General features: G+C 64.3%; 12 protein-coding genes. 9 read left to right on the top strand and 3 right to left on the bottom strand.

Annotated elements, in window-relative coordinates:
- The 3 genes from hrpB to hemE form a co-directional block, all read right to left on the bottom strand.
- Positions 1–2,113 (bottom strand): ATP-dependent helicase HrpB (gene hrpB, locus ACESL8_RS01455; protein WP_372915162.1); only part of this gene is annotated, 2,113 nt, incomplete at its 3' end.
- The gene (locus tag ACESL8_RS01450; protein ID WP_372915160.1) at positions 2,113–2,562 is read right to left on the bottom strand and encodes a CopD family protein; all 450 of its coding nucleotides are present in this window, start codon (positions 2,560–2,562) and stop codon (positions 2,113–2,115) included. The genes hrpB and ACESL8_RS01450, both read right to left, overlap by 1 nt.
- Positions 2,563–3,603, bottom strand: coding sequence for a uroporphyrinogen decarboxylase (gene hemE / locus ACESL8_RS01445; RefSeq protein ID WP_372915158.1), 1,041 nt, complete (start codon positions 3,601–3,603; stop codon positions 2,563–2,565).
- Between the two features lie 383 nt (positions 3,604–3,986).
- On the opposite strand from hemE, the gene ACESL8_RS01440 reads away from it, so the two are divergent.
- The 9 genes from ACESL8_RS01440 to ACESL8_RS01400 all read left to right on the top strand — a co-directional run bounded on the left by ACESL8_RS01440 (position 3,987) and on the right by ACESL8_RS01400 (position 9,680).
- Positions 3,987–4,826: a pyruvate, water dikinase regulatory protein gene (locus tag ACESL8_RS01440; RefSeq protein ID WP_372915164.1), complete on the top strand. Its 840-nt coding sequence runs from the start codon at positions 3,987–3,989 to the stop codon at positions 4,824–4,826.
- Positions 4,823–5,419: a nucleoside triphosphate pyrophosphatase gene (locus ACESL8_RS01435; RefSeq protein ID WP_372915156.1), complete on the top strand. Its 597-nt coding sequence runs from the start codon at positions 4,823–4,825 to the stop codon at positions 5,417–5,419. Before ACESL8_RS01440 ends, ACESL8_RS01435 begins: the two co-directional genes overlap by 4 nt.
- Complete coding sequence (locus ACESL8_RS01430; RefSeq protein WP_372915154.1) at positions 5,416–6,228, top strand: shikimate dehydrogenase; 813 nt, start codon at positions 5,416–5,418, stop codon at positions 6,226–6,228. The genes ACESL8_RS01435 and ACESL8_RS01430 overlap by 4 nt, the downstream gene beginning before the upstream one ends.
- The gene (coaE, locus tag ACESL8_RS01425) at positions 6,225–6,809 is read left to right on the top strand and encodes a dephospho-CoA kinase (protein ID WP_372915152.1); all 585 of its coding nucleotides are present in this window, start codon (positions 6,225–6,227) and stop codon (positions 6,807–6,809) included. The genes ACESL8_RS01430 and coaE overlap by 4 nt, the downstream gene beginning before the upstream one ends.
- A gap of 47 nt (positions 6,810–6,856) precedes the next feature.
- Complete coding sequence (gene dnaQ / locus ACESL8_RS01420) at positions 6,857–7,522, top strand: DNA polymerase III subunit epsilon (protein WP_372915150.1); 666 nt, start codon at positions 6,857–6,859, stop codon at positions 7,520–7,522.
- Between the two features lie 42 nt (positions 7,523–7,564).
- Complete coding sequence (gene hpf, locus ACESL8_RS01415; protein ID WP_372915148.1) at positions 7,565–8,212, top strand: ribosome hibernation-promoting factor, HPF/YfiA family; 648 nt, start codon at positions 7,565–7,567, stop codon at positions 8,210–8,212.
- A gap of 1 nt (position 8,213) precedes the next feature.
- Positions 8,214–8,552 (top strand): DUF1491 family protein, encoded by a 339-nt coding sequence (locus ACESL8_RS01410; protein WP_372915146.1) that lies wholly within the window; start codon positions 8,214–8,216, stop codon positions 8,550–8,552.
- A gap of 179 nt (positions 8,553–8,731) precedes the next feature.
- Complete coding sequence (locus tag ACESL8_RS01405; RefSeq protein ID WP_372915143.1) at positions 8,732–9,160, top strand: cell wall hydrolase; 429 nt, start codon at positions 8,732–8,734, stop codon at positions 9,158–9,160.
- 55 nt (positions 9,161–9,215) lie between these two features.
- Positions 9,216–9,680, top strand: coding sequence for an MmcB family DNA repair protein (locus tag ACESL8_RS01400; RefSeq protein WP_372915141.1), 465 nt, complete (start codon positions 9,216–9,218; stop codon positions 9,678–9,680).
- The last annotated feature ends 17 nt before the right edge of the window (positions 9,681–9,697 follow it).

Genomic DNA, 9,697 nt, shown 5'->3' with positions numbered 1-9,697 from the left:
GGATCGGGGCAAAGCTGTCAAGCCGCTGGCGCTGGTTCCAGTCGAGGCGGCCAAGCAGCGCTTCGGACAACTGGGCTTGGGACAGCTCAGACAAGCGCCGACCAAGTAACGGGCCCAGCCAATCGTTAAGGCTGGCAATCAATGCCGCTTCACCGCTGGCCGGCAGGTCGAGCCCGTTTGCCGCTGCAAACCCTATCCGGGCACGGACACCGTTCCCGGCATCGCCCCACGGCAACCGCGCCAGCCCGCGTTCGGCAACTGCCGCCAGCAATTCCGCCCGCACCTTGGCCGGATCCGGCCGTTCCACCGGCTGCCGGGAAAGGGTGATGGCCCCCAGCCGGCGCTGGGTTTCGGCGATCACCCCCGTCGTCACCGGATCAAAGGCAAACACGGCGCGGCTTTCGATGCGGCTGGCCAGCAGGCGTTCGACATCGCCGTGCAGCGCCGCGCCCAGCAGCAGCCGCGCGCCGGCTGCACTGCCGCTGGCATCGGCGACAACAATCCAGTCGCAGCGCGCCAGCGCCGAACCAGGCGGAGCCGCCACAGCGCGGCCATTGGCCATCAAAAACGCATCACCCCGCCGCCGCGCCACCCGGTCCGGATAACCCATCGCCAATACCTCGCCGGCGGATTCGATGTCGATCCCGGTTTCGGCCGCGCCCACCGCCTTGGCCCAGCGGCCAGCCAACTTGCGGGCGGCATCGGCGCGCTGGCCGCGTTCGCGGGCCCAGCCCGTCAGGCGTTGCTCGATATCCTCGCTGCGCCCGCCAAGCCCGCGCTCCCCGATCAGCACCGAAATTTGCGCCGCCAGCAAACCACGACCACCGGCAGCGGCCGTCACCAGCATATGCGCAAGGCCCGGCGCCATCGGCAACGCCGCCAGCCGTTCACCGTGCGGCGTCACCCGCCCAGCCGCATCAATCGCTGCCAGCGCCCGTAGCCGCGCCCGTGCATCCGCCACGGCGGCTACCGGCGGCGGATCGCGCCATGGCAGACTGGCGGGATCGGCCACCCCCCAACGCGCGCAATCCAGCACCAGCCCGGCCAGATCGGCTTCCAGGATTTCGGGCGGATCGAAGGCCGCACGGCCCAGGGTTTCGGCTGCCTCCCACAGCCGGATCGCCACCCCCGGCGCCGTCCGCCCAGCCCGCCCGGCGCGCTGGGTCACCGCCGCCTGGCTGGACCGCACCGTCACCAGCCGCTGCAAGCCAACACTGCGGTCCAACTGAGGGCGGCGCGACAGGCCAGAGTCCACTATCACCCGCACGCCGTCGATGGTGATGCTGGTTTCGGCAATGCTGGTCGCCAGCACAATCTTGCGGCGGCCCGGCGCGGCTGGGGCAATAGCAGCGCGCTGATCGGCGGCCTCACGCGCACCGTGCAGGCGAAACAAATCGGTATCAGCCGGCAAGCGCGTCTCCAGCCGCTCGGCGGTACGCTCGATCTCGGCGACACCGGGCAGGAAGGCGAGGATGGAGCCGCTTTCAGTCGCCAGAGCACCCCGAATGGCAGCGGCCATGGCGTCTTCCAGGCGTTCGGCCGGATTGAGGCCGATGTGGCGCAGCTCAATCGGGAACATTCGGCCTAGCGATTCCACCTGCACCAAGCCCGGAATTATGGCTGCAAATCCAGCAACATCCAGCGTGGCCGACATCAACAGCAGGCGCAAATCAGGGCGCAGTGCAGCGCGGGCTTCCAATGTCAAAGCCAGCGCGAAATCGGAATCAAGACTGCGTTCGTGCACTTCGTCGAACAGCACGCCGGCCACGCCGGCCAGTTCCGGATCGTTCACGAGCATGCGGGTGAAAATGCCTTCGGTGACCACCTCGATACGGGTAGCGGCCGATGTGCGCGCATCCAGCCGCGTGCGGTAACCGATGGTCTGGCCCACCGGTTCACCCAGTTGCTCGGCCATGCGCTCGGCAGCAGCGCGGGCGGCGAGACGGCGCGGGGACAGCAGGATGAGCTTGCCGGCCTTGGCCCAATCCTCGCCCAACAGCGCCGGCGGCACCGCGGTGGTCTTGCCCGCACCCGGCGGTGCCACCAGCGCCGCCGGAGCGCCTGCCGCCAGCGCCGCCTGCAACTGCGGCAGCACGGCCAGCACCGGCAACATCAGAACGGCTTAACGATCACCAGCACCGCCACAGCCAGCGTAACCAAGGACGGTATCTCGTTCATCAGTCGCAAGCGCTTTTCGGTCACCGATCGTTCGCCGACGGCAAACTGCTTGGATGTCACCACGCTCCAGTGGTGAAACCAGGTGAGCACGATGACGAACAGGAACTTCACGACCAGCCACAGCGGCCAGCCAAGATGGAACCCCAGGCTCAAGCCGGCGATCCAGCTGACAGCCATTGCCGGCGACAGGATGATGCGGCGCAGGCGGCGGCAGCGTTCATTCCACAGCGCGGATTCGGGCGCACCGGGCGCAACAGGATGCCAATACACCAGAAACCGCGGGATCATGAACAGCCCGGCCATCCAGAAGATGACAAAGGCAACATGCAGGGCCTTTACCCACAGATAGGCCTCGCCGAGCCAGCCGACACCCCAATCGGTCACTTACAGCGGCTTTCGCAGCAGCTCGAACAAGCGATCAACATGGTCGATCGGCGTGTCCTGAAGGATGCCGTGGCCCAGATTGAAGATGTGCGGGCGGCCCGACAGCGCGTGCCGGATACGATTAACCGCTTGGTCCAGCGCTTCGCCGCCGGTGATCAGCGCCAGCGGATCAAGATTGCCTTGTACCGGCATATCGGGCGGCAGCATGGCATCGGCCCAGGCCGGATCAACGGTTTCATCCAGCCCGATCGCATCGACACCGGTTTCAGCGGCATAGGCGGCGAGTTTGGCGCCGGCGCCCTTGGGAAAACCGATGATCGGCACATCAGGATGGCGCACCATCAGCCGCCCGACGATATCGGCATTGGGTGCGATCACCCAGCGTTCGAACTGGGCGGGCGACAAGGTCCCGGCCCAGCTGTCGAATAGCTGGATTGCCTGCGCTCCGGCTTCGATCTGGCCCGACAGATAATCCACCTTGACCGCGATGATGCGGTCAATCAGTGCCTGGAACCGCGGCGGGTCCTTGTAGGCGAGCCTCCGCGTTTCAGCCTGATCCTTGCTTCCATGGCCGGCCACCATGTAGGTCGCCACCGTCCACGGCGAACCGGCAAAGCCCAGCATCGTCACCTTTGGATCGATGGCCTTGCGAACCTTGGCAACGGTTTCATAGATTCGTGCAAAATGCAGTGGATTGGGCTGCAGCGCTGAAAAATCACCATCATGCAGCGGAGGAGTCAGCTGTGGGCCTTCTCCAACACCGAACGTAAGGCCTTGGCCCATCGCATGCGGCACGATCAGGATGTCGGAAAACAGAATGGCCCCGTCCATACCGAAACGGCGTAGCGGCTGGATTGTGATTTCAGCCGCTGCGTCGCTATCGTAGACCAGTTCCAGGAAACCGCCTTTTTCGGCGCGCATGGCCCGGTATTCCGGCAGGTACCGACCAGCCTGACGCATCAGCCAAACCGGCGGCGGGTCACGGCGCTCGCCCTTCAAGACGGCGAGTAGCGGGGGTTCCTGGGAAAGTTGATCAGCCATGCCATTTCCTTTCCCGTGCCATCTCCTTGCGGTCAAGTCCGCAGAGCCGTTCGCCCGCTCTCAACAATATCGAAATAATCTGAAGGATATTGTTGCAGCTAGTAGGGGGGCTGAATCGCGGGGATAAAATCGCCTCAACGATTCCATCCACAACGCCAATACCACGCGACTCACCGGATTCTGGCGAGTCGCTGCAACGATCCCCGCTATCCACAGGCCGAGCTGTTCATATGTACGCAGCCGCATGAATCCGCCGGCGCTTCGGGGGCGGTTCGGCAGAATTGCCCCTTGCCGGATCCTCCACAGCAGCGTTAACGCGTTACCCTGATGCTTATCCACAGAGCCATGCAGCAGGAAATTTTCCTGCAGGAGCCGGTGTGACCATGCCCGAGGCGCTACACCTGCATCTGATCAGCGATTCCACCGGCGAAACGCTCGAATCGGTGGCCAAGGCCAGCCTGGCCCGGTTTGAAGGCGCGCAGGCGGTAAAGCATTTCTGGCCGATGGTACGCAGCCAGGGCCATCTTGATCGCGTCATCGAGGAAGTGGCGAAAAAGCCGGGCCTCGTGATCTACACGCTGGTCGATGGTGCTGTGCGTGACCGGCTGGAAACGCGCTGCGCAACACTTGGCCTCCCGATGGTTTCGCCGCTGGATCCCACCATCTCTGCGCTGTCCGAACTGCTGGGGCAGGCCGCTACCCGGCGGCCGGGACGCCAGCACGTGATGGACCAGGCCTATTTCCGCCGTGTCGATGCCATCAACTACACGATGGTGCATGATGATGGCGCCCAGACCGGGCTTGAGGAACTGGAAGAAGCCGATATCCTGTTGCTCGGCGTGTCGCGCACGTCAAAAACGCCGACGTCGATCTATCTGGCCAACCGCGGCTACAAGACGGCCAATATCCCGCTGGTCCCACAATCACCGCCAGCACCCCATGTGTGGACGGTGAAGGGCCCACTGCTGGTGGGGCTTACAACGGCTCCAGACCGGTTGCAGTCCATCCGCCGCAACCGCCTGCTCACCCTTTGGCAGACGCCGGACACCGATTATGTCGACGTCGACCGTATCGAGGCGGAAGTGGCTTTTGCCCGCCGGCTGTTTGCCGATCATGATATTCCGGTGATCGATGTCACCCGCCGCAGCATCGAGGAAACGGCGGCGGCGATCATCAATCTGCACCAGGCTCGAAAAGATGCGGCCGGGGAACCGCAGCAATGATGCTGGTGCTGGCGAGCCAATCTGCTGCGCGGCGGGCTATGCTTAACGCCGCGGGCGTGTCGCACGAGGCACTGCCAGCGCATGTCGATGAGGAGGCCATCACCGCTGGGCTGATCGCCGAACAGGCCAGCCCGGAACGGATCGCCGATGCGCTAGCCGAAGTGAAGGCCCTGAAGATCAGCCGCCAGCATCCGGGGGCGCTGGTGTTGGGTGCGGATTCAGTTGTTGTTACCGCCGATGGCAGCCTGATTGCCAAACCCGAAAGCCGGCCGAACGCCGAAGCCCAGTTGCGGCAATTGGCCGGCACCAGCCACCGATTGATTTCGGCCGCCGTGTTCTGTGAAGCTGGCAAGCCGGTGTGGCGCAGTGCCGGCGCCGCCAAGCTGACCATGCGGCGCCTGAGCGATGATTTTATCCGCAACTATCTTGATGCGGAAAGCGAAGCCGTGTTCGGCTGTGTCGGGTGTTATCGCATCGAGGGACTGGGTGCCCAGTTGTTCACGCGGATAGATGGCGATCAGTTTGTCATACGCGGTCTGCCACTGCTGGCTATCCTGGACTATCTCAGGGTGAGGGGAGTGCTGGCCACATGAGAGAACCAGCTGTTGCCGGCGTCATAGGCTGGCCGGTCAGCCATTCGAAATCGCCTTTGATCCATCGTTTCTGGCTCGGAAAGCTGGGTCTGGACGGGGATTACAGCCGTTTCCCGGTGCTGCCCGAACAAATCGGTACCTTTGTGCGTGCCTTGCCGGTGATGGGGCTGCGCGGGGTGAACGTGACGGTGCCGCACAAGCTCGCAGTGATGGCCCACCTTGATGATCTTGCCCCCGGTGCTGCGGCGGTGGGTGCCGTCAACACCGTCGTGGTGGGCCGTGACGGCAGGCTCATCGGGCACAACAGCGATGTTGCCGGCATCGCCGGCCCGGCTGGCCCTGCACTGGCCGGGCGGTCCATGCTGCTGGTGGGCAGTGGCGGCGCGGCGCGGGCGGCAGCAGCAGCGGCCCGCCTTGGCGGTGCGTCTGCGTTGTGGATCATGGCGCGCAATCACAACGCCGCTGGCGCGCTGCTGGCGGCGTCCGGCCTGCCTGGCGGGGTGATGGCGATTGGGGATCCGCTTCCGGCCGATACCGGGCTGGTGTTCAACGCCACCACCCTGGGCATGGCCGGACAGCCACCGCTGCAGATTGATCTTGGCTGGCTGCCGGCTGATGCGGTGGTGTTCGATGCGGTTTATGCTCCGCTGGAAACAGCGCTTCTGGCTGAAGCGCGAGAGCGCGGGCTGGCGACTATCGATGGCTTGGCCATGCTGATCGGTCAGGCTGCCGAAGCCTTCCGCCTGTTCTTTGCCGCCGAAGCACCGCGCCAGCACGATGACGAACTGCGAGCCTTGCTGATCCGATGAGCGCCGCCATCATCATCGGCCTCACTGGCTCCATAGGCATGGGGAAATCCACTGTGGCGCGCATGTTCCGCAAATTGGGTGTGCCGGTGTTCGACGCTGACGCCGAGGTTCGGCGCGTGCAGGGCCCGGGCGGCCGGGCCCTAACCGCAATCGAGGCGCTGTTTCCCGGTACCACCCATGACGGCGGCCTGCACCGTGACAAACTGGGTGCGGCCGTGTTCGGTGATCGTGCCAGGCTGCGCCAACTTGAACAAATCCTCCATCCACTGGTGGCAGAAGCCCAGAGCGTGTTTCTGGGCCAGCACCGGCTGAGGCCCGCGATCGTGCTGGACGTGCCGCTGTTGTTTGAAAAGGGCGGCTGGCAGCGGTGCCATTACACAGTGGTGGTCTCGGCGCCCTACCGGGTGCAGCGTGCGCGGGTGTTGGCGCGGCCCGGCATGACGCCGCAGAAATTTGCCGGCATCCTCAAAGGCCAGATGCCTGACCGGGAAAAGCGCGCCCGCGCCGATGTGGTGATCGAAACCGGCCGTGGTCGCCGCTCCACATGGCAGGCTGTGCAGCGCCTGGTGGAGTCACTGTAAAACGGTCATGCCCTTGCCCTTGGCGCATGGTCCGCTAAAGGGCGGACATGCGCGAGATCGTCTGGGATACTGAAACCACCGGCATCATGCCGGGCGATGGTCACCGCATCGTCGAAATCGGTGCGGTCGAGATGGTCAACCGCATGGTAACCGGCCGCATATTCCACACCTATCTGGATCCGCAGCGGGCGATGCCCAAGGATGCGGAGCGTGTGCACGGGCTGTCGTTGGAATTTCTCACCGGCCAGCCGATCTTTGAACAGGTCATCGATGATTTTTTGACGTTCATCGGCGACGCGCCGCTGGTGGCACACAATGCTGCCTTCGACATGGAGTTCCTGAATTGGGAACTGAAGCGTGCCGGCATGGCCATAGTGCCGATGACCCGCGCCATCGACACGCTGGAGATCAGCCGCAAGGCCAACCCTGGCGCCAAACACACGCTTGATGCGCTATGCACGCGCTATGGTATTGATCTTTCAGCCCGTACCAAACACGGCGCGCTGCTCGATGCGGAACTGCTCGCCCGTGTCTATATCGAGTTGACCGGTGGCCGACAGATCGGATTCGACCTTGCCACGGACGCGGCTGCGGCCGACACTTCCTACGAGCGGGTGAGTCTGGCTGCACGGGCCCACAACGCCAGCGAGGAGGAGCTGGCGCGGCATGACGGTTTCGTGGCCGGCCTCAAGGACCCGCTCTGGCTAACGTGACATTCATGTGAATGGGCACGGCCGAGTGAGGATACAGGCAATATGGATATCCGGATTTCAGGACACCAGGTTGATACCGGCGTGGCTTTTGGCGAACATGTGCGTGAACGACTGGGCGCAATGGCAGCGAAATATTTCCCCCGAGCGCTGTCGGCTCATGTGACGCTGGGGCCGGCGCCCTATGGCCATTTTGCCTGCGATATCGTGATGCACGTTATGGCAGATCTGATCCTCAAGGGTTCGGCACACGCAGGCGGCGCGCACGTGGCCTTCGATGCCGCGGCCGAACGGATCGACAAGCAGCTGCGCCGATACATGCGCCGACTGAAAGATCGCCACTCCCCGGCAGCCGGGCGTGCAGCACCGATGCTCGCGGAATTGCCGCCACTTGATAACGCTGAATACAAGGTGTTTGCCGCCGCGACCGAGGATGACGAACCCGAAGGCGATGGCCCGCTGATCATCGCCGAGACGCGCGTTGATATCCCGACCAGCAGCGTAAGTGATGCGGTGATGATGCTGGATTTGCGCAACACGACGGCTTTGCTGTTCGTCAACAGCGCCACCGGCGCTCACAACATGGTCTATCGTCGGGAAGACGGTACCATCGGCTGGGTCGAACCCCGCGGCGAGGCTGCTGGCCGCTCGCGCGACGTTGCAGTGGACGGCCGAGCCGCTGCCGCCACCTGACATGCACGATGACGGTTCCTTGCCGCGGCTGGCCAGCCGGCTGCGGGTGGACGCACTGTTCCGCCGGGTGAGTGCAGCAGGCGGCTTTGCCGCAGTGTTGGCGCGCGGTGACGACGAGGCTGGCGCAATCGCCGTCGTCACCCGCGATACCGGAGAAGAAACACTGCGCGCCGCTGTTTTGGGTGCCGGCGGACGTTATGAATTTGCCGAACTGGCGCGCGGCGACGCTGTGCCAGCGTGGATTGAACGGGCTCGCCGCCGTGATCCCGATTTGTGGGTAATCGAACTGGATATCCCGAAGGCAGGGCAGTTCGTCGACGAAATGCTCGCCGGTGGTTGATTGAACCCACACACACACGCTTGAACGTTCGCATGGTTTCACAGCTATTTCATTGCATCGGCAGAAATGCGGCTCGGCTCGCTGCACTGGTCGTGCTCGCGGCAGCAGGCCCGGCTTTGGCCGATACTAGCTTGCCCGTACTGCCTGGCGACGATGACCGGGTGATAGCGCAAACAGTGGTGCCTCCCGTCGCCGGTTTGCCGGGGCTGGTGCAGATGGTGGTCGCTGATGCCGCCGCTCCGGCTACTGTTTCCAGCAAGGCCGAGCTTGATTGTCTCGCCACCGCCGTGTGGTTCGAGAGCCGGGGCGAAACGCTGGAAGGCCAGCTTGCCGTGGCGCAGGCAGTGGTTAACCGTGCAAAATCAGGCCGCTGGGGCAACGGCATCTGCAGCGTGATCAAGGCGCCGCGCCAGTTCAATTTCAATGCCGCACGCGTTCAGCGTTCCACCGCCACCTTCACGACCGCGCTTGCCGTCGCCCGCATTGCGGCGACCGGCCTCTGGCACGACATCGCCGCCGGCGCCCACAGCTTTCATTCGGCCCGCCTGCATCCTGGCTGGCGCCTTGCCCGCGTGGCAAAGATCGGCAACCACGTTTTCTATCGCTGAAAAGGCGTGACGGCAGCGCTTGCTGTTCACCTTGCGTTCCGCCATTGTCGTGCCTATGGCGCACAATCTTTCTGCCTCTGATGTGCTGCGCGGCACCTGCCGCTGGTTGTTGCGTGCCGGGGTGAGCCCGCTCGCCGAAGTGCCGTTGGCCGGTGGCCGCCGTGCCGATATCCTTGGCGTCGATGCCGCTGGCCGCCTGACGCTGGTGGAAATCAAGATCAGCCTCGGCGATCTGCGCGGTGATCGCAAATGGCCCGATTATCTCGATCACTGTGATCGCTTCTTCTGGGCAATACCTGCCGGGTTGCCGGTGGGTGATCTGCACACATCGGCTTTCCGGCCCGATGAAACCGGCCTGATCATCGCAGACCGCTTTGATGCGGAAGCCGTGCGCGATGCCCCGTGGCGACCGCTGAACGGCAGCCGCCGCAAAGCGATCACGCTGGCGCTGGCCCGCCGCGCCGCACACCGTTGGCTGGGTTTGATCGATCCGGAAAGCGGGCTGATCGGGCTCGACTAGCGCTGCACGCGCCCCCG

The organism is Sandarakinorhabdus sp. (assembly GCF_041689835.1).
Taxonomy (GTDB): Bacteria; Pseudomonadota; Alphaproteobacteria; order Sphingomonadales; family Sphingomonadaceae; genus Sandarakinorhabdus.
This window is presented reverse-complemented; position numbering and strand designations above follow the sequence as displayed.